The organism is Acinetobacter sp. 18QD2AZ41W, from assembly GCF_009829025.1.
In the GTDB taxonomy this organism is placed as follows: domain Bacteria; phylum Pseudomonadota; class Gammaproteobacteria; order Pseudomonadales; family Moraxellaceae; genus Acinetobacter; species Acinetobacter pseudolwoffii.
This window is the reverse complement of the sequence record NZ_WURP01000014.1, coordinates 23,537-43,194: the sequence shown is the minus strand read 5'-3', so window position 1 is coordinate 43,194 and position 19,658 is coordinate 23,537. Positions and strand designations below refer to the sequence as shown.

The 19,658-nt window shown below is 39.7% G+C and carries 21 protein-coding genes and 2 pseudogenes; all 23 read right to left on the bottom strand.

Annotated elements, in window-relative coordinates:
• Positions 1–87: 87 nt before the first annotated feature.
• Positions 88–312, bottom strand: a pseudogene (locus GVV58_RS13410) (IS6 family transposase); the annotation flags it as partial.
• A 284-nt stretch (positions 313–596) separates the two neighbouring features.
• Positions 597–1,472 (bottom strand): NAD(P)-dependent oxidoreductase, encoded by an 876-nt coding sequence (locus GVV58_RS13405; RefSeq protein WP_100355910.1) that lies wholly within the window; start codon positions 1,470–1,472, stop codon positions 597–599.
• 44 nt (positions 1,473–1,516) lie between these two features.
• Positions 1,517–2,176, bottom strand: coding sequence for a methionine ABC transporter permease (locus GVV58_RS13400; protein ID WP_100355911.1), 660 nt, complete (start codon positions 2,174–2,176; stop codon positions 1,517–1,519).
• Positions 2,157–3,227, bottom strand: coding sequence for an ATP-binding cassette domain-containing protein (locus GVV58_RS13395; RefSeq protein ID WP_159516747.1), 1,071 nt, complete (start codon positions 3,225–3,227; stop codon positions 2,157–2,159). Before GVV58_RS13395 ends, GVV58_RS13400 begins: the two co-directional genes overlap by 20 nt.
• Before the next feature lie 10 nt (positions 3,228–3,237).
• Positions 3,238–4,068, bottom strand: a complete 831-nt coding sequence (locus GVV58_RS13390) for a MetQ/NlpA family ABC transporter substrate-binding protein (protein WP_100355913.1) — start codon at positions 4,066–4,068, stop codon at positions 3,238–3,240.
• A gap of 49 nt (positions 4,069–4,117) precedes the next feature.
• Complete coding sequence (locus GVV58_RS13385; protein ID WP_159516745.1) at positions 4,118–5,524, bottom strand: LLM class flavin-dependent oxidoreductase; 1,407 nt, start codon at positions 5,522–5,524, stop codon at positions 4,118–4,120.
• Positions 5,524–6,741, bottom strand: a complete 1,218-nt coding sequence (locus GVV58_RS13380; RefSeq protein WP_159516744.1) for an SfnB family sulfur acquisition oxidoreductase — start codon at positions 6,739–6,741, stop codon at positions 5,524–5,526. Before GVV58_RS13380 ends, GVV58_RS13385 begins: the two co-directional genes overlap by 1 nt.
• A 10-nt stretch (positions 6,742–6,751) precedes the next feature.
• Positions 6,752–7,954, bottom strand: a complete 1,203-nt coding sequence (locus tag GVV58_RS13375) for an SfnB family sulfur acquisition oxidoreductase (protein WP_159516743.1) — start codon at positions 7,952–7,954, stop codon at positions 6,752–6,754.
• Between the two features lie 277 nt (positions 7,955–8,231).
• Complete coding sequence (locus GVV58_RS13370) at positions 8,232–9,350, bottom strand: Fic family protein (protein ID WP_074382678.1); 1,119 nt, start codon at positions 9,348–9,350, stop codon at positions 8,232–8,234.
• Positions 9,351–9,555: 205 nt separating this feature from the next.
• Positions 9,556–9,726: pseudogene (locus GVV58_RS13365) on the bottom strand (ISNCY family transposase); the annotation flags it as partial.
• A gap of 159 nt (positions 9,727–9,885) precedes the next feature.
• Positions 9,886–11,211 (bottom strand): ISNCY family transposase, encoded by a 1,326-nt coding sequence (locus tag GVV58_RS13360; RefSeq protein WP_159516746.1) that lies wholly within the window; start codon positions 11,209–11,211, stop codon positions 9,886–9,888.
• Positions 11,212–11,356: 145 nt separating this feature from the next.
• Complete coding sequence (locus GVV58_RS13355) at positions 11,357–11,884, bottom strand: plasmid pRiA4b ORF-3 family protein (RefSeq protein ID WP_000537572.1); 528 nt, start codon at positions 11,882–11,884, stop codon at positions 11,357–11,359.
• A 108-nt stretch (positions 11,885–11,992) separates the two neighbouring features.
• Positions 11,993–12,274 carry an addiction module antidote protein gene (locus GVV58_RS13350; protein WP_000985610.1) on the bottom strand — a complete coding sequence of 94 codons (282 nt, stop codon included), beginning with the start codon at positions 12,272–12,274 and terminating at the stop codon, positions 11,993–11,995.
• Positions 12,275–12,577, bottom strand: coding sequence for a type II toxin-antitoxin system RelE/ParE family toxin (locus GVV58_RS13345; RefSeq protein WP_000286964.1), 303 nt, complete (start codon positions 12,575–12,577; stop codon positions 12,275–12,277). It lies immediately after the preceding gene.
• A gap of 105 nt (positions 12,578–12,682) precedes the next feature.
• On the bottom strand, positions 12,683–13,489 hold the full coding sequence (locus GVV58_RS13340) for a hypothetical protein (RefSeq protein ID WP_247166041.1): 807 nt from the start codon (positions 13,487–13,489) through the stop codon (positions 12,683–12,685).
• 114 nt (positions 13,490–13,603) lie between these two features.
• Positions 13,604–13,897: a type II toxin-antitoxin system RelE/ParE family toxin gene (locus GVV58_RS13330; RefSeq protein ID WP_000221358.1), complete on the bottom strand. Its 294-nt coding sequence runs from the start codon at positions 13,895–13,897 to the stop codon at positions 13,604–13,606.
• Positions 13,887–14,132, bottom strand: a complete 246-nt coding sequence (locus GVV58_RS13325) for a type II toxin-antitoxin system RelB/DinJ family antitoxin (RefSeq protein ID WP_000246756.1) — start codon at positions 14,130–14,132, stop codon at positions 13,887–13,889. Before GVV58_RS13325 ends, GVV58_RS13330 begins: the two co-directional genes overlap by 11 nt.
• 108 nt (positions 14,133–14,240) lie before the next feature.
• A complete protein-coding gene (locus tag GVV58_RS13320) occupies positions 14,241–14,603 on the bottom strand; it encodes a hypothetical protein (protein ID WP_141667067.1) in 363 nt (120 codons plus the stop codon).
• Positions 14,604–14,816: 213 nt separating this feature from the next.
• A complete protein-coding gene (locus tag GVV58_RS13315) occupies positions 14,817–15,134 on the bottom strand; it encodes a hypothetical protein (RefSeq protein ID WP_159516741.1) in 318 nt (105 codons plus the stop codon).
• Positions 15,135–15,320: 186 nt separating this feature from the next.
• Positions 15,321–15,623, bottom strand: coding sequence for a helix-turn-helix domain-containing protein (locus GVV58_RS13310; protein ID WP_001140620.1), 303 nt, complete (start codon positions 15,621–15,623; stop codon positions 15,321–15,323).
• The gene (locus tag GVV58_RS13305; RefSeq protein WP_159516740.1) at positions 15,616–15,972 is read right to left on the bottom strand and encodes a type II toxin-antitoxin system RelE/ParE family toxin; all 357 of its coding nucleotides are present in this window, start codon (positions 15,970–15,972) and stop codon (positions 15,616–15,618) included. Before GVV58_RS13305 ends, GVV58_RS13310 begins: the two co-directional genes overlap by 8 nt.
• Before the next feature lie 622 nt (positions 15,973–16,594).
• Positions 16,595–17,584 carry a copper resistance protein B gene (locus tag GVV58_RS13300; protein WP_005093385.1) on the bottom strand — a complete coding sequence of 330 codons (990 nt, stop codon included), beginning with the start codon at positions 17,582–17,584 and terminating at the stop codon, positions 16,595–16,597.
• Positions 17,571–19,313: a multicopper oxidase domain-containing protein gene (locus GVV58_RS13295; RefSeq protein WP_076755023.1), complete on the bottom strand. Its 1,743-nt coding sequence runs from the start codon at positions 19,311–19,313 to the stop codon at positions 17,571–17,573. Before GVV58_RS13295 ends, GVV58_RS13300 begins: the two co-directional genes overlap by 14 nt.
• Between the last annotated feature and the right edge of the window lie 345 nt (positions 19,314–19,658).

The window sequence follows — 19,658 nt, the reverse complement described above, 5'->3', positions numbered from 1 at the left end:
TCCCCACTTGTTTTTAAGTGGGGACTAAATTAAGGCTTATAGGATGAATTCATAAGGTGTGTTCAGCGGACGCTTACCATCCATATGCCATGAATGTAAATCTGTAGGATTACGCCAATACCAGCGTAACCGTTTTTCCATTTCTGGAGCATAACGCTGAACCCAACGATAAATTGTACTGTGATCCACATTTATGCCTCGTTCAGCGAGCATTTCTTGAAGTTCACGATAGCTGATGCCATATTTACAATACCAACGAACAGCCCAAAGAATGATTTCACCTTGAAAGTGCCGACCGTGGAAGGGATTCATCTGCTGTATCTCGAAATAAATAAGATATTTAGCTTATCATGTCAGCCTATTTGCAACAGTGCCACTTAAACGCACACATCAAGAGGATGGAACTTGATGGTCTTGAATGAAGGTAGGAACTCCATGCCACTTATCAATCAAGATTTTTTTATTAGAGCACCCAAATGACAGATAAGAACAGCGCTTGAAAAAAGCTGATTAGAGTCATGTAGAAAGTTAATTCGATTCGGAACCTTATCCTTGGCTGAATATGAATCACCGAAGCCTACGCTTCGGTGTTGATTTTACAGTTGTAGTAATAGCTGCGTTTCTTGCTCTAATGCGCGTACAGCCGCAGAAAAATCGAGTTGTTGAGCTCGGTGTTTTTCAATACGATTAAATTGCTGTTGTATCCCTTGCAAGATCTTTAAATCTAATGTGTGTTGCTGCATCAGATCGAGAGCAATCCCAATATCCTTTTGTAACAAGTCTAAGGCAAAAGTTTTGGGGAATTCGCGGTTCAGTACACGCTGGGCCATAATATTTTGCGAGATACCGCTTTGACCACTTGAGTGATTAATACAGTTTAAAGCACTGTTTAAGTTGACCTGTTGGGCTTTGAGGATCGTCAGCCCTTCCGCCAATGCCCAAAGATGTGTTGCCATTAACGTATTATTGATGGCTTTAACTGCAAAACCTGTCCCGCTTTCGCCCACATATTCAATTAAACCGGCAAAGGCTTGAATAATCGGCTGTGCAAAAGCAAAAGCTTCAGCTTCTCCACCCACCATGACAGTTAAAGTGCCACGTTCTGCACCAATGGTTTGACCTGATACAGGCGCATCTAAATATACAGAGCCGATGCTTTTTAATACTTGTGCTAGTTTTTTAGCAGAGTCAGGTACCCCACTGGTGCAATCGATCCAAATTGAGCCTGACTTTGGTGGGTGCTGGGAAATAAGTGCTTCAATATCCGCACTGGTGGGTAAACACGAAATAATGATATCCGCTTGTACGGCCTGTTCAATCGAAACCGCTTGTGTAGCAAATTGTGCTGCATGTGCTTGTGCTTTTGATTCGGTTCTATTCCAAACGCATACCTCTATACCGAGTTTTGGTAAATGTGATGCCATATGCCAACCCATGGCACCTAAACCGATAAATGAAACACTTTGAATCAAAACGTTATCCTCGTTACTTTTACTAAAGTTATTGTTTGCTGAATTTAAATTTTACGTTTATCGAGATGTTGGGCAAGCATGTCACCGCAGGCTTGCACCAGCATCACAATCACAATCAGTACCACAATCACGGCAAGCATAATTTGCATATCAAAGCGTTGATAACCATAACGATAGGCAATATCACCTAAGCCACCCGCACCAATCGCACCGGCAATCGCGGATGAGTTAATCATGGTCACAATGGTGACGGTAAAACCAGCCACAATGCCAGGCAGTGCTTCAGGTAACAGCACATGCCAAATAATTTGTTTTCGGTTACAGCCAATCGCCTGTGCGGCTTCAATCAAGCCCTGATCGACTTCACGTAAACTGACTTCGGCAATACGGGCAAAAAAAGGGGTTGCAGCAAGGGTTAAAGGCACAACTGCCGCCCAAACCCCATAACTTGTGCCAACAATAAAGCGGGTAATGGGAATTAAAGCGACCATCAAAATTAAGAAAGGAACTGAGCGGCTAATATTGACGATCCAGCCCAAGCTATGATTAATTTTTTTGGAAGGGTAAATCCCATGTTCAGAGGAACAGACCAGAATCACCGCCAAAGGTAAACCAATTAAAAAAGCCAAAAATGCCGAAACACCCACCATCAATAAGGTATCTGTTGTGCCGCTAATCAGAAGATCAATAAGTTGATTTTGCATAGCCGAGAACCTCGATGTTTACAATGTGTTGTTGTAGCTGGCTGGCAAGTGCCGCCAGATCGAGTTGGGTGTTTTCCACCGCCACAATAAAGGAACCGATCAAATGCCCCTGAATACTGTCGACATGGCTTTGATATAAATACACCGGCTGACCAAATGCTGCGGTTAAATCAGTTAAATTCGGTGCATTCACCAATGTAGTTTCATATCGCAGCTTTAAAACGCTGTGTGTAGTGGCTTCCGTTTTTGCAGCAGAAAGTTCAATCGGTAATTCGAGCTGTTCCAGGTTCAGCAACTCTTGGGTAATTTTTTGCTGCGGATTGGAAAACACCGACCACACTTGTCCTGACTCGACAATTTCCCCCTGATCAATCACCACGACTTGATCGCAAATTTCACGGATCACTTGCATTTCATGGGTGATCAGCACAATGGTAATACCTAATTTCTGGTTGATCTCTTTTAACAGCGCAAGCACGACGGAGGTGCTTTCGGGATCTAAAGCAGAGGTGGCTTCATCACAGAGCAGAATTTCAGGATGATGAACCAGAGCACGTGCAATACCGACACGTTGTTTTTGACCGCCGGAAAGTTGTGAGGGGTAGTGCTCCGCTTTATTTTCTAAGCCGACCAGTTGTAAAACTTCAGTGACCCGTGCATCGATTTCAGCAGCAGGATATTTGGCAATTTTAAGCGGCAGGGCAACATTCTCATGTACGGTTTTTGCCGACATCAAATTGAAATGCTGAAAAATCATGCCGATACGTTGGCGCAATTGGATTAATTCTTCATGATTTAAAGTGGCTAAATCTTGCTGATGGATATGAATATGTCCATCAGACATCCCTTCCAGACCATTTAGGGTACGAATTAACGAGGATTTTCCTGCACCACTTTTACCAATAATGCCGAAAATTTTTCCTTTTGGAATGTCTAAATTGATGTCTTTGAGTGCATGTACCTGTTTGCCTTGCACATGATAATATTTATTCAGTTGATGAATTTTGATATGCGGAATGGCAAACTCAACCGATGAACCGAAACTAACCATGGTATTTTCCTTATTTCCAGCCCGGGAACCAAAGTTTAGAACCAAAGTCGGCATCTAAAGCCGCTTTGACTTTTGGTGAATTTTGGTAAATATCGACAAACTTACGCAATTTTCCATCAACATCCTCATAGTCTTCACGCACGGCAAATAAAATCGCAAAACGTTTATCTGTATTTGAGTCGAACAATAAAGCATTTTCAGGATCCGCGGTTTTTGCCAGACGTAAATAATGTGGATAGCCAAATGCAAGATCCGCTTCATCAATGGCACGCGCAGTTTGTGGGCCTTCCACTTCAATGAATTGCAGTTTTTTCGGATTGCTGGCGATGTCTTTTAAGCTGGATAAAAAATTATCAGGTTGTTGCAGGCTAATCAGCTGTGCTTGTTGTAACAGTTGCAAAGCACGACCTTGATTGACTGGGTCATTTGGAATCACCACTTTGGCTTGATCAGGAAGCTCAGCAAAGCTGTTGTATTTTTTTGAATACAGACCGACATGGGTGGCAGCACCGACATCGAAGGCTTTAATTTTAAAATCAGTTTGTTTTTTTGCGTTATTTAAGAAAGGTTGATGCTGGAAGAAGTTGGCATCGATATCACCATGATTCAAGGTAATGTTCGGCGTATTCCAATCTGAAAATTCCACCAATTTAACATTCAGTCCTTGCACCTTGGCTTCTTCTGCCGCGACCTGTAAAGGTTTGGCAAAGGAAGGGCTTAGACCAATCACCAATTCATTGGAAGGGTTTGATTTTTGTTGATTCCAGATGATTAAACCAATCACGATGACCACCGTCACCACACCAATCAGTGTCCATTTTGTTTTTGCTGTTTGTGCCATTGCACACCTCTATATATTTTATTAAATCAGTTTTTATTGAGATTCATTTTTAAGCACGTTGTTTTTGTGCGGTTGCCTGTATGCCATAGCGGAATTGCTGCACAGGATGCTGCTCAGGCAGTCGATCACCGTTTTGGAACAATTTGTGGCGCAAACTGCCATCCTGATAAGCGGTTTTATAACGACCACGCTGTTGCAATTCCGGAATGACATAACGGATAAAATCTTGATGTGATTCAGGCGCAACGGTACGGGTCAGATTAAAACCATCGATGCCGGTGTCATCCAAGTATTGAATCAATTGCTCGGCAACATGGGCACCGCTACCAACAAAAATTGGATAACGTCCACCTAAAATGTGCTGTTTGCCAAGATCATTACGGGTGATGCTTTGCTCTTTAAATTTATTGTTGACCGAGACAATGCTGTTACTTTTTTGGTAAGGAATTGGCTCGTCAGGTGCAAACTGAGATAAATCGATACCGACTGAACTTGAATAATGCGCCAGACCCGCTTCAGGGCTGGCATAGTGAATATAATCCGCCAATTTTTCTTCAGCGAGCGCATCCGTTTCAGCACAAACCACGGTGATACCCACAAACAGTTTGAATGCTTCAGGATTACGGCCTTGTTGTGTGGCCAGCTCACGAATTCTGGCGACTTGGGCTTTCACTTTTTCAGCCGTGTCTGCACCAATAAATAGGGCTTCAGCATGCTGCGTTGCAAAAGCTAAACCACGAGGTGAAGCACCGGCTTGAAATAATACAGGGGTGCGCTGAATAGACGGTGCCACCTGGAACACACCCTGGCTTTGATAAAATTGGCCTTGGTGATGAATTGCATGCACTTTGCGTGGGTCGGTAAAAATACGATTGATCTTATCTTTTTGAATTGCCTCATCTTCCCATGAGCCTTCCCAAAACTGATAGCAGAGTTCTAAGAATTCTTCGGCTTGTTCATAACGCGTATCGTGTTCTTGTAAGCTGTGTTGACCGACCAAGCGTGCGGCACTGTCTAAATAACCGGTGACAATGTTCCAACCCATCCGACCTTGGCTTAAATGGTCGAGACTGGCAAAACGACGGGCAAATTGATAAGGCGACTCATAGCTTAAATTAACGGTAATCCCAAAGCCTAGGTGCTGAGTCACCGCTGCCATGGCAGAAACCAGTGTGGTTGGATCATGGCTGGGTAACTGAATCGATTCTTTTAAGGTCAGGTCTAAATTATTCTGATAGACATCATAGCTACCGGTGATGTCTGCAATAAATAACCCGTCGAATAAACCACCCTCCAGGGTCTTGGCTAAATCAGTCCAATAGCTGAGTTCATTAAAGCGATGGGATTGATCATTAGGATGTGCCCATAAACCATGGTTAATATGCCCGACACAGTTCATGTCAAAGGCATTCAGCAGTATTTTTTTTGCAGGATTTACTGATAAATGATGCGACATTAGAGCGTTCCTCGGCGTGGTGGCAGTACGGCATTCACGGCATAGTTGGCAATAAAGTAATATTTCCAACGGGATGCATCATGCAGGGTGTGTACCCGCGCATTACGCCAAAAACGATCCAAGCCATCTTCACGTTGGCTGCCACGGCTGCCAGCAAGTTCAATCAGTTTTGATGAGACTTTTAAAGTGGTTTCAGTGCTATGCGCACGCACTTTGGCAACATCTAAAGAAGCTTTAGCGATGTTCTCTTGGGTCGGTGAAGGTTTGGCCGCATCAATCGAACGAGCGGCCTGTTTAAGCAGGACTTCACTGGCACGGACATCGGCAATTAAACGACCCAGTTCGAATTTGGTCAGCGGATCATCTGTCGCTACATCGACCTTTGAGTCAATCCAAGGACGTGCTTGGCGTACACGAATTAATGTTTCTTCGAAGGCTGCACGGGCAATGCCGGTTTCAATCGCAGCATGCATCATTTGCGCAAACGGACCAACCAGTGTAGGTGATGAGAATGCCACATCAAATGGGACAATATCTTCTGCATTGACTTGCACTTGATGAAATTTGACTGAGCCACTGCCTGTGGTTTTTTGACCAAAACCAGTCCAGTCATCGGTGATGTCTAGTCCTGGGCTGTCGCGTGGTACAAAGACCAGAAATTCACGGTGGTGTTCATCTTTGACCAATGTTGGAATGCGGTGTGCAAACAAACTACCGGTACAATAAAATTTTTCACCGGAAATGTCATAGCCGTGTTCGGTTTTACGTAATATGGTCTGTTTTTGTGTAGAATTTTTGGTTTTGAACTCTGCAAGCGCATTGCCAAAACGTGCACCTTTTAAAACTTCGCCATAGAACTTTTGTTTTTGTGCAGGTGTACCGGTATTGCGTAACACTTCTAAGGCATAAAAGTGGTTTTGAGGAATCTGTCCGATTGAACCATCCACACCACTCATCAGTGCAATCACTTGCGCAACGGTATAACTGGATACATCAGCGCCGCCGTATTCTTTCGGCACGGTGATGGCCCATAAACCTGATTGGCTATAGGCTTCAATTTCCTCAAACGGCAAAATTCGGTCAGCATCACGTTGAATAGCGTTTTCTTTAAACTGGGCCGCAAGTTTTTTTGCAATCGCTAATGCCTCAGCATCCGAATGAATCACATGAATAGGCTGATTTTGCTGTAGGTAAATATTTTTTTGATACGATGTCATGACGCGATCCTTAAATCCAAGCATGGCGGGCAGGAAGGGTATTGTTGAGGTAATAGTCACCTAGAGCATGTAATTTCCAGCGAATTGGATCATGTAAGGTGTGTACACGTGCATTACGCCAGTGCTGGTCATAATTATGCTGCTGCAAACTTGCGCGGCTGCCACCGAGTTCCAGGAGTTTTTCTGAAATGTGTAATGCCGCATCATTGGCATAGACTTTTGCTTCTGCGACACGAATTGAGGCTAACGCGGCTTGTTGTTCAGTGAACTGGGTAAGTTGATCGAGTTCATCTAAATATTCAGCTGCTTCATCAAGCAATAAAATCGCAGCATCAAGCAGCACAATCGATTTGCCTACTTCTTGCAGGGTGTAATGTTCGAAGCTGGCTTTGTCTAAACCTGAATCAATGATGGGGCGTGCTTGTTTGACTGCAGAAATGGTGTCTGCAAGGGCAGCTTCAGCAATCCCGACATCAATCGCCACTTGCATGAGTTGTGAAAATGCCCCGCGATAATTCGGTTGATTTGCCAATAAACGCTCATCAAAAATGAGTAGGGGATTAACCTCGACATGGTCTAATTTGACCGTGCCACTTGAAGTGGTGCGCTGTCCAAAACCATTCCAGTTATCAATCACTTCAAGACCTGGTTGTGATCGTTCGACTAGCGTGAGCACCACATGTCCTTCCGGATGAATCGCTTTAATTGCCAGCCAGTCAGCAAAACTACTACCGGTTGAATAGAATTTTTCTCCCGTGACAAAGTAATGCTCATTTTCGATCGATAAGCGGGTATTTAGGGTTTTGCTGTCTTTGGTATTGCGCTCAGGGCCACCATTGGCGAGACGCTTGCCATGTAATATTTCGTTAAATACAAATGTTTTTTGTTGTTGTGAACCCATGATATTAATCATGTTCAATAGCGCAATCTGGTTCTGCGGAATTTGCCCTAAGCTTGAATCCGCCTTATTAATAATACGAAACACCTGTGCCAAGCTTTTATTCGACACAAAGGCACCACCGAACTCGCGTGGAATGCGAATTCCTCCTAAGCCTTTTTGACTAAACAAATTCACTTCTGCAAAAGGTAATTCACGATTTTGATCACGCTGGTTACGACCGCTGAGTGCAAAATCAGCAACATGATAAGCTGCATAAATCGCTTCACTATCATGTTCAATGACATGTGTATGCTTGGCAATGAGATAAGACATAAAGACACCTATAAATGAATGTCTTTAAGCTACGTTGAAACATATACGAAAATAAGTAATGAATTTTGAAAAAAATATGAATATAAATGTTAAATAGAAAATGAGCTAAATTTAGTCCTTTTTCCTATAAATTAAATATTTGAAATTTATGAATTTAATTTATAGGAACTTGTATCATGACGCTATATAGCAGTAATTTTGATATTTTCTGAATAAATAAATAAAAGTGAATAAATACGTATATTTAATACAGCATGTTTTTGATTGCTGAGCATCTCTATAACTGCGTATTGATCTGATAGCGTGTATTACGTCCACCACCTTCCAATTTGACGATACATTCTTTCTCAAGCAAGTCTGATAAATGGCGCGTGGCTGTTGCCTTACTGACTTTGGCAACCTTTTGATATTGTGAAGCACTAATACCATGTTCAAAACCATTTTCTCCGCCGTCTAATAAACGATTTAGAACTTTGCGTTGTTCTTCACTCAGCGCTAAATTTGAATATTTATGCCAAAACTGGCTTTTAAACAATGTTCGACTGATCTGCACTAAGGTTTTTTCAAGGCTATCATTCAATGTGTCTAGAAACCAAATCAGCCAATCAGTGATATTAGAATCATTTTTTTGGGTTTGTTCTAATATCTCATAGTAACTTTTACGTTTATTTAATATCGCAGTAGACATTGCATACAAACGGATACTCTGTTCATCCATTTGAGCTAGGGCAAGGTCTGTAAGTATACGTGTAATACGACCATTACCATCATCAAAAGGATGCAGAGTAACAAACCATAAATGGGTAATACCTGCACGTAACAGAGGATCAAGCAATGAATCATTCAGACTCTGATTGAACCACGCTATGAAGGCATTTAAGTGGTCTTCTAAGCCGTTTCTGGGAGGTGCTTCAAAATGTACTTTAGGGTAATCCAATCGACCTGAAACGACCTGCATAGGCTCTGACCCCCTAAGTTGACCAATCCTTAAACGTTGCATTGTCCAGTCTGGATCATTGAAAAGCCAACGATGCCATTGTGCGAGACGCGCAGCCGTCAGTGGTTGTTTAACATCGTTAAGTGCATCTAGCATGATATTGGCCAAACCTTCTGACCGATCTGAGCTTGGATAGGGCTGTTCAAGAGTGACACCCAAGCGTTGAGCTAGAGATGATCGTAATGAAAAAACATTGATGGTTTCATTTTCAATTGCTGATGAAGCAACAAGATTGGCAAGTAGAGTATCTAGAGTGAATTGTTCTTTTGCTAGATCATACTGACTTTGACCCAGAAGAATCCCTATTTTTTGATGTATCTGTCTGGTTTTAGGTAAGATAATCGAATCTTGCCATGTGAAATTTGTCCAGTTTTGGGCTTGCCAAATCCATTGCTGCATTTGCAATCTTTCTCTAAAAATCTCAGATGAGTTGAATATAGCATATATTCGGCTCAAATAATGATTCGAATATACTGCTTAATTAGCTCATTTATTTATCTAGGAGAGTTCTACCTGGGTTCTAAGCATGAGATTTCACATAAGAGATTGATGATTAAATAAATACTCCAAAGGCCCATGAATAGGGCGGTTATTCCGAAGTAGAAAGCCATTGCGATTTTAACCGCTCATCATGGCGATGATGCCGATGATGGTCAGGTTGACCACGACTGGCATGTACCATACCTGAAACACCAGCTTGATTGAGCTGCTGCAATCACCGGGTAATTTGACGGGTGGAACGACTCAGGGTTTCAGCAGCACGAATCTGGGTAATACGATGATCTCGAACTGTTTTAAATCCAGTCCATGATGGTGAAAACCATCATAAACCAGACATTTTTATTGGTGAGAATATAGACACTTTAAATGGGTTCTAACAGACTGTGTTATTCCCAAGTAGAAATGTCCTACCTAATAACCAAATAGAAATGTCCTATATGGACATTTCCAAGTCAAGCACAGGATTCAGATTTCGTTGTTGAATTGCTGTTTTCTGTGCACGTCTGCTTGGCATCTTTTGAGAACGATTGCGTTTGTTTTGTTGTTCCAGTTCTTCATGCTGTTGTTGGATATGATTCAGAACAACACCCAACCGTTTATTCTCAACAATCTCTCGCTGGTTGAGCTGACTTAATTTATCGAAGATGCTGTAATTGATCTTCCGGCCTTCATGCATGATGGCTACAGTACCATCCGGGTATTCTAGAAACTCAAGATATTTACCAATCAGCCTCTGGTTTTCTTCTGTACTCTCCAGGAGATATACACATTTATCATAAGTAATGGTCAGGCTATTGGTGACTCTACGTGGCTCTCGCCAGGTAAAAATATCATCTAATTGCTCAGCTGTTTCGGTGGCAGAGCGGTGTAAGTTCTTAGGATTAAAGGACATCTTTGCAAACTTGAGATTGAACTGCTCAATAAAGCAGGGTAACCACTTATTCGCATCTGCAATCGAACTGATACCTTCCAGGCGCATCTCCTTAATCAGACGGTCCTGAAGGGTTCTGTTGGCCCGTTCCACCCGTCCTTTGGCCTGAGGGGAGTTAGCGAAGATGATATCGATATTGAGGGTACTGAGTACGCGTCCAAACTGGGTAATCTTGCTGTCTTTCTTGCTGCTTTGATTCACCCTAAAGACTGAATGTTTGTCGCTGTAAAACGCTAAAGGCTTACCATGCTGTTCAACATACAAGCGTGTCGAAATCATATAGTCAAAGGCTGATTCTGATTCACAGAAGCGTAAATGCTGCAATTTGCCTGTGGCATCATCGATAAAGACTAGCAGACAGCATTTAGCGGCTCTTCCTTCAAACCAGTCATGGTGTGAGCCATCGATTTGTACCAGTTCACCATAACAATCTCGGTTATATCGAGGCTGATATGGGCGTTTCAGGCGCTTGGAGCGAGGAATCCATAAATCGGCTGCAATCATCCAGCAACGCAGGGTTTCCACTGAAAGATCGAATCCATGAACGGTAGTGAGCTTTTCATGCGCTAAAGTGGGTCCGAAACCATGGAGTTGATCCGAAACAATATTGAGGCACTTGAGTCTGAGTTCTTCAGGAAGTTTGCAGTTGCTGGTTTGGCCACGACCAGCATGGGCTAATGCAGCTGGGCCTTGAGCTTTGTATTTCTGCAGTAAGCGTCTGATCTGACGTTCTGAAATATGAAGTAGCTGAGCAGCCTGGGATTGAGTTATGCGTTGATCGCAGATTTCCTGCAAGACCGACAATCGTTTAAGTTCTTTATCCGACATAGACACCAACATATCAAACCGTCCGCTTCAATAATCGCAAAAGTGCATATTCTAAAAGCGGACATTTTTACTTTGGAGAAACCGGACATTTCTATTTTGGGCTTACAGACTGATTTCGTATAATCAACATTATGTTAAATCAGGTTTAAAACTTAATATCATGTGAATTAAAGTAGGTCGGATCAAACTCTATCTCTCCTATTTCATCCTCGATAATTTGCATGTAATCGTCATATCTTGGATGTTTGGGGTCTTGTAATGCATCTAAAATATCAAGATATCCAAAAATTCCTCCAATATCTTCAAATGGAGCATGATTTTGACCATCTATACAACATGGATATTTTTTATTTAAATCAGGAGATTGTCTGCTTTCTACAGTAATCAAATGTTCCCAACAATCGCCAAAATCATATGTATATATAATTTTTTTACCTACACGTAGAACTTCTTTCAATTTTTGTCTTTTATTGATCTTTTCATGCTTAATAGTCGTGAATTCATGTAAATGGCTATCTTCCCAATCAAAAGCAGATTGAATTGCCTTATGGAGCCTAGATAAAGTAGCTGCCGATGAAATTTGAATAGTTCTCCAGATTTCAGGATCACTACCTAGCAGACTAATTTTTAATTGAAAAACTTCATCAGAAGATTTGAGCTTTACAGTTCCCATAACAGCCTAGTTCTCAAAAAATAGTTTTAGTAAATCTAAAATTAACATAATACACGTTATACGAAGTTGAAAAAGGGAGCTTAAAGCTCCCTTTTTTACTAGTTTTTTTTAAATTGCTAAGCGTAAATTCAGTGCTTTTACGACTTTAATAACAGTATCAAAGCTTGGATTTACATCGCCAGAAAGTGCTTTATAAAGACTTTCTCGACCTAAACCAGTATCTCTTGATAATTGAGCCATTCCTTTAGCTTTAGCAATATTACCTAAAGCTTTTGCAATGAATGCCGCATCACCATTAGATTCATCGATACAGGCTTGTAGGTAAGCTTGCATATCTTCTTCTGTTTTAAGATGTTCAGCACTGTCCCATTTACGAAGTTTGATAGCCATTTACAGCTCCTCCTCTAAATCTTGTGCTAATTGTAGGGCAAGTTTTATATCTTTACTTTGCGTAGACTTGTCTCCGCCTGCTAAAAGAATAACGACCCTTTGCCCTTGCTTACAGTAATAGATCCTGTAGCCAGGTCCAAAGAAGAAACGTAATTCAGAGACACCTTCACCTACTGGTTCAGTATCTCCAAAGTTTCCATCTTCAACCCGATCAATTCGGACTTGTATACGTCTTTTTGCCTGCTGGTCTTTTAACTTAGTAAACCAGTCATCAAAGACTTCAGTGGTATATATTGAGTACATAAGAGTAATGTATCCTATAGGATACATTCATGCAAGAAATAAACTTGAATGTATGGGGCTACAACAGAATTTCGTATAACCGCCATTATGTTAAATAAGTAAAATTTAGTTATTTTTTTGAGATGATGGAGCTGAGTTCCATGTGTCTAATAAGCGCCATATTGCATTATCAATATCTTGCCATTTCTCCCAATTGTTTAAATTAGTTTCCCATTGAACCCATATATCCCCATACTTATTTGATTCATAGTTATTTCCTATTATTTCAATTGATTCTCCATTTTCTGGTCTTCTTCCTCTTGTATTAACTTTAAGAAAGACACCAGAAACATTTGGAATATTCGAATCTGCATAACAAAATAGATATTCATCAGAAAAAATCCTCCGATAACATTCCAAGCCGAATTTTTTAAATTTCGAATCCATCTTGACATATTCCGGAGTAATATTATTAAGAATTACTTTTTTTGTATCAGTATTATTTTCCCTCATCTCTAAACCTAAACCTTTTATTTGTACTCGTACCTGATCTTTATGATCAGGTGCAAAACCATCCGTAGCTTCTATTTTTTCCCTATTGAAAGTTAAATAAAATTCTAATTGTCGATTAGAGTCAGGCATTGGTAAAGTATTTGCTTCCTCTTGAGTTATAGCGGGAAATTTTTCAGGAATATAGTCAATTGGAAACTGCCCTAAATAATGTTCACGTTCAGGGCGATAAAATTCATTATCAAATTGGGCAGGAATATGTTTTCTACGTGGACCAAGCTTTGCTTTTACTATCAAATTTGGATTCTGCTTCCATGTCACTATTTCCCCTTCTTTAGGAATATCTTTTGAAATATCTTTTGATGTACATCCAATAAGTAACAGGACATACGAGGAAATAATCCAATATCTTTTTATTAGCATTATTTATCTCTTATAAATTTATGATTTCAGCAAAATCAGAATAGTTAAATTTCCCTAAAATTAACATAATACACGTTATGCGAAGTTAAAAATGGGAGCTATAAGCTCCCATTTTTAATCTTTAATTCGCTTTTTCGCTTCGTCATAAACTATGCTATCAGCTCGTTTTCCGACGGTAATGAGCAGGATAACTACCTGATCATCTTTAACTTGATAGACAAGTCGGACACCAGCTTTTAATAATTTGATTTTATAGCAACCTGCAAGATCGCCTCTAAGCATGTTCTTTGGAATATGTGGCTGCTCTATGACTTTAGCTAGTTTCTTTTTAAATTGATCTCGTATAGCAACAGGGAGTTTTTCCCATTCTGCTGTAAAGTCCTTGTGACGTAAAAGCTTATAAGTCATCTAATGTGACTTCCTCAAACATCTCTTTAGGATCGTTAATGCGCTTACGGACAAGGGCTAATAATTCTTCATCTTCTTCCGAAAGCAAAGCTTTTTTGACGGGCAGTTTCCCAGTCGTAGCAACATACTCAAGAATACTAGTGAAGAAATCCGTAGGTGCAATACCTTGCTCTTTAAGGATTGAATAAGATTTTTCTTTAAGGGCTTCATCGACCCTGAAGTTAACAGTAGCCATCATATTTCCCAAGTATTTAATGTACTAGGATTAGTGTAATGCAAATTGCATTACAAGTCGACTTCGCATAACAGCCATTATGTTAAATAAAGATATGTCAGTTAAGTGCTATTTAAGTCTTAAGATATCAATTTGACTAATAAAATATTTATTACCATCAACAGTATATTTTAATGAGTAGTAATAACAAATTCTATCGTTAGCATATATTTGATTTAGATCAAATAATTTATCTTGATATCTAGGAATATGGTGGAATTTACTGATACTTCCATCAGTATTTTGAAAAGTAATATAATCTGTTGGCCCACCCCGAGTAGGTCCGGGGATAGATTTGATGCCTAAATATTTACCACATACTTTTATCTTATCAGTCGCTAATATTGATTTTTCAACATCTTTTTTCAGCATATAACTAGAATAAATAAAATAAATTATAAGGATTATTATTAGTATCAAGTATTTTTTCATTCTTTCATCCGTAGATTCAAATACCAAGTGCAACGCATTTTTAGCTATTAATCCTAAAGCTTTCCTAAAATTAACATAATACACGTTATACGAAACTGAAAAATTAATTATATCAACTTGATTTTTATGTATTTTTAAAAATTTAAAGCCTAGACCTGAGTCTAGGCTTTTTTGATTTCGTATAACAGCCTATTATATTAAATAGGTCAATTACTAATGCTCTTTCTTTAAGTAAGGTTGTGGCTCTTTAAATCTAGGATCTATAAGTTTTTTCATTTCTTTTTGTTTTTCTTTTTCAATAGCCTCAATTTTAGTAGCTTCTAAATATTCATCACTTTTAATTTCTTCGGCAAGTAACCCAATATATAAAGCATTAGCTTTTTCTATTGATCCTTCCGATTTAGAGAGGGCCATAGCCCACAGGCCAGGTCGTTTATTGCCAGTTGAGAACTCAGTAAGAGCTAATTCATAGAATATTTGCTCATTTTTTTTATGGAGTATAATCTTTTCCTTAATTTTCTTAAAAATCATTGGATTATTTCCTTAAATATTATCTTAAATATATATTCTCATAGAATATTTTGACATGCTCTAACTGAATCAAAAAATATTTTTTATCGCCTTTTTAAGAGACATTAATTTTAAATTTTTCTAAAATTAACATAATACACCTTATACGAAGTTAAAAATGGGAGCTATAGGCCCCCATTTTTATTGTTAAACATTGAATCCTATATGTTTTCCTGTTGGAAGCTCTACATCAATACGGAGCTTTCCACCCATTGCTTCAACATACTTTTTCATGGTTGAAATCTTTAAATCATTGCCACGATTTTCAATTGCTGAAAGCGATGGCTGTTTTATTCCCAAAGTTTCAGCAAGCTCTTTTTGAGAAATTTCGAGTTCTTCACGAATAAGATGAAGCTGATTTTCTAGCAGTAATTCATCTGCCATTTTTTGAATACGGGCTTGGCTCTCTGGAGAGCGGCTAGCTAACAATTCTTGCAGAGTCTTAGCCATTAGATTTATCTCCTAGGGTGGTGAGATGAAGTTGGTATTGTTCATCTGCAATATCAAGCATGTCTTGGTAAAAACGCTTTTTACCGCCTTTATCAGCAATACATAGAACAATAGCCTGTCGTAAGGGATCAAATGCGAAGAAAGCTCTTAAGGGTCTACCGCGATGTTGAACACGCAGTTCTTTCATATTGGTAAATTTAGACTCATACACAGTATCTACTAAAGGACGGCCTAAACTCGGTCCCTGCTGCTGTAGAACAACCAGGGCAGCTAGGACCTTCTCTTGTGTCGATTCATCTTGCTGTTCAAGCCACTGATTAAATAGATCTGTCGTAATGACTGTCCACATACTACAACCAAAATATAGATTATAGTCTATATTTTAGGGGTATTATGCTTGTTTTGCAAATGAGAAAAGATAGGCAATAAAAAACCCCAGCATCCTGCCGGGGTTTCTCATATTGGGTTGCTAGGTATGACTCCTGTCTTACCTCACGCTCCTGGTGCGATCTTTCTTATTCTTGTTGTTTGGAACATCCTGTTCTCTATGACTTCATCATAGGAAAATTCACCTATCCTGGATAGCCGCAAAGGGCCGAGTTTTATGTGAGCCAAAGCGTACAAAATAGCCTAAATTTCATCCACAGTAATTGGGATAGTTTTCGCCCTGGAAGAGCTGAGAACATTGGGAAAATGCCAAAATTGAGCATTTTTTAGACGATTTTATTGGCGAAAGATTACAAATCTGCTTAAAAAACACACGAGTTGTTAAAACGTGTGTTTTTTAATCTTGAAGGTTGTGTGTTTTTTGTCTTAAACCTTTGATAAATAATATTATTTAAAATCGCATTTCGTATAACGCCCATTATGTTAAATGGGAGGGAGGGAGCAAAATAAGTTAACATTTTGCTTCCGGCCACATTAAGCTAGAGTTTTATTTAAATAAAGCTATTTAGTAATCATTAAATTAATTAAAATCTAAATCTAACACCAGCTCCATATAACCAACCTTTCTCAGAGTTTGATTCTATTTGCCACGACGTTTCATCATTACCTTTTGAATACTCATAGGCAATGTCGATATACGGCATGATCTTTTTACTGATTTCATAGCGAGTTTCAAGCCCTGCGGTTGCACTGCTTAAACCAGTTTTTTTCGCATATTTAGAGTCATCACTAAAGATCGCATCCAACTCTAAATAAGTTTGAATAATCAACTTTTGCGTAATCAGAAAATCACGTTCCGTTTCTAGACTAAAACCCGCATAACTGTCTTCTCCTGCATAGAGATAAGCATCAGTTTCAAAGAAATATGGTGCCATACCATGTAAGCCAATCACTGCATCAACATTTTCTTCGGTGTCTTTGCGATGATCATCGAGTTCAACTTTTTCACTGCGATAACGTGCACCAATCTGTGCATCCCAAAAGTCTGAAATCATACGGCTATATAAAAGTTTGGCATCATAATGTGCATCATGCGATTCTTCTTTATCGGCATGAACTTTAATAAAAACCTTATTTTCATCTGTGCCAATACGGGTTTCAAACTCTGACTTTAAACCGCCTGTGCCATCTTCATTGACAAACCACTTATTATCCACCGTCGTAATCGCATAAATTTGCGCACCGTGTTCTGAGCGATGATCATAATGCGAACTCTGCTGAGTATTCGCATCTGGTACATGATGTAAATGATTAACCGTAGATGTTGCCTGATGTTGTGCATGATTCATCTGACCATGGTTCATTTTCCCCATCATCTGCATGTGTTGTGCATGCTCTTGTGCAGAATGTTGTGAATGATTCATCTCAGACATGGCTTGATGATTCATTGATGGCATATTTTTCCCATTATTCTGAGTAGTTGAATGATGCCCTTCGTGCGCCACACTTAAGGTCGTTAAACTCAATACCGCAACAGAAAAAATCGCTTTCAATACAAAATTAGTGATGTGCATGTTCAGCTCCTTTTTGCTCAGTTACTTGTTGAGTTTGAGTCGAATTTGTACCTTGAATTGGCATTGTAGATACTTGTTCATCGCTAACATTCGCCACGATTAACTTGTTCATCATCCCCGCACTCATGTGATACAACAAATGACAATGGATTGCCCATTCACCCAATTCATCCGCAGTTAATAAAGCCGTAACTGTTTTACCCGGTGGTACGATCAATGTGTGTTTATTTGGCATATCTACCGACTCTTGACCATTCTCCAACTGCATAAACATACCGTGTAAATGCATCGGGTGCGCCATCATACTGTCATTAATAAATTTGATACGGATACGCTCGCCATATTTCACTTTTAACGGCTCAGCATCACTAAATTTTTTACCGTTAATGGTCCAAATATAACGTTCCATAGTACCGCCCAAACGCACGACCAATTCACTGCTGGCTTCACGAGTATCTTTTTGCGGCTCTAATGATTTTAAATCGCTATATTGCAAGGCTTTATTACCTGCAGGTGTAGAGGCATTTGCCCAACCATAAACCACTTGATCATTTTTTTGCGGTTTTACTGCGCTATGCTGTGAATGATCCGTGCCTTTCATATCGCCATGGTTCATTTTCGAATGATCCATTCCTGAATGATCACCACCACCATGTCCCATATCTTCCATAGTCAAAAGCGAGCGTGGACGTGGCTGAGGCATATGAATGCCGTGTGTCACAGGATTTAGTTCATTGTGTAGCGTACCAATCGCATAACCTGAACGGTCAATTGACTCAGCTTCAATTTGATAATGTCCACCTTTTGGCTCCACAATCACATCATAAGTTTCAGCCGTACCAATACGGAATTCATCTACAGAAATGGGTTTCACAGGCTGACCATCAGCACTAACCACAGTCATTTTCAAGTTAGGAATACGGACATCGTAGAAAGACATCGCAGATGCATTCACAAAACGTAGGCGAATTTTTTCATTCGGTTTAAACATTCCTGTCCAATTTTGTTCAGGTGTTTTGCCATTAATGAGGAAGGTATAACCTGTAACATCCGACATGTCGGTTTTTAGCATACGCATCTGATTCCACATTTTGCGGTCAGACCATGTCGCTTTTATGCCATCACGTTTAACCTGCTTCCAAACATCACCCAAGGTTTCACGCTGATCTTGATAATATTCAGCTGAAATTTTAAGATCTTTCTGAATTTGATCACTGGTTTTTTCATGAAAATCTGACAACATCACCACATAGTCACGTTCAGCTTTTTCATGTGCTGCCAATGGTGTTTTACCTTTTGGATAAATCACAAAAGAACCATATAAGCCGTCTTGTTCCTGTCCTTTAGAATGAGCGTGATACCAATAAGTCCCGCTTTGGCGAATCTTGAATTTATAAACATACTCGCTTTGAGGCTTAATACCGTTAAAACCATTAAATCCTGGTACACCATCCATAATGCCCGGCAACAACAGTCCGTGCCAATGAATAGAAGAATCTTGGTTTTTTAAATTATTTTTCACGCGAATGATGGCTTCATCACCCTCTTCAAACTCAAGCAAAGGCGCAGGAAATTGACCATTTACGGTAATGCGCTTTACAGGCTTTCCAGTTGGGCTGACCACTGCTTCATCAATAACAAGCTGATATTCACGCACTTCGGCAAAAACCAAAGGCGACGATGCAAAACAAATACCTGCTAATAGGTACGAACTAATTTTATGAGACATAACTTAACCTTAATTTTTGAAAAATAAATAAATTTTAAAAAAAAATTGGTTAAGTTTTAGGAGGACGTGAAATTTCTTGCCAATACCCATTTAGATATTGGTTGAGGTAATAAAAATTAGGCTGATCTATAGAATAGAAGGTATCTAGGGGATCTAGCGAGCTTTGCAAAGAATGAAGACATGAGATCTGTGTCTGGCAGGATAAGCTAGAACATTCCTGACACTTTTTGTGATCTATATTCTGATTAATAGCTAAATGATTATGGCAATCGGTATTCGTCTGTACTTCGTGATTAATACCATGTTGAGTGACTTGCTGTGCTTGATCTAAACAATGATCTTGGC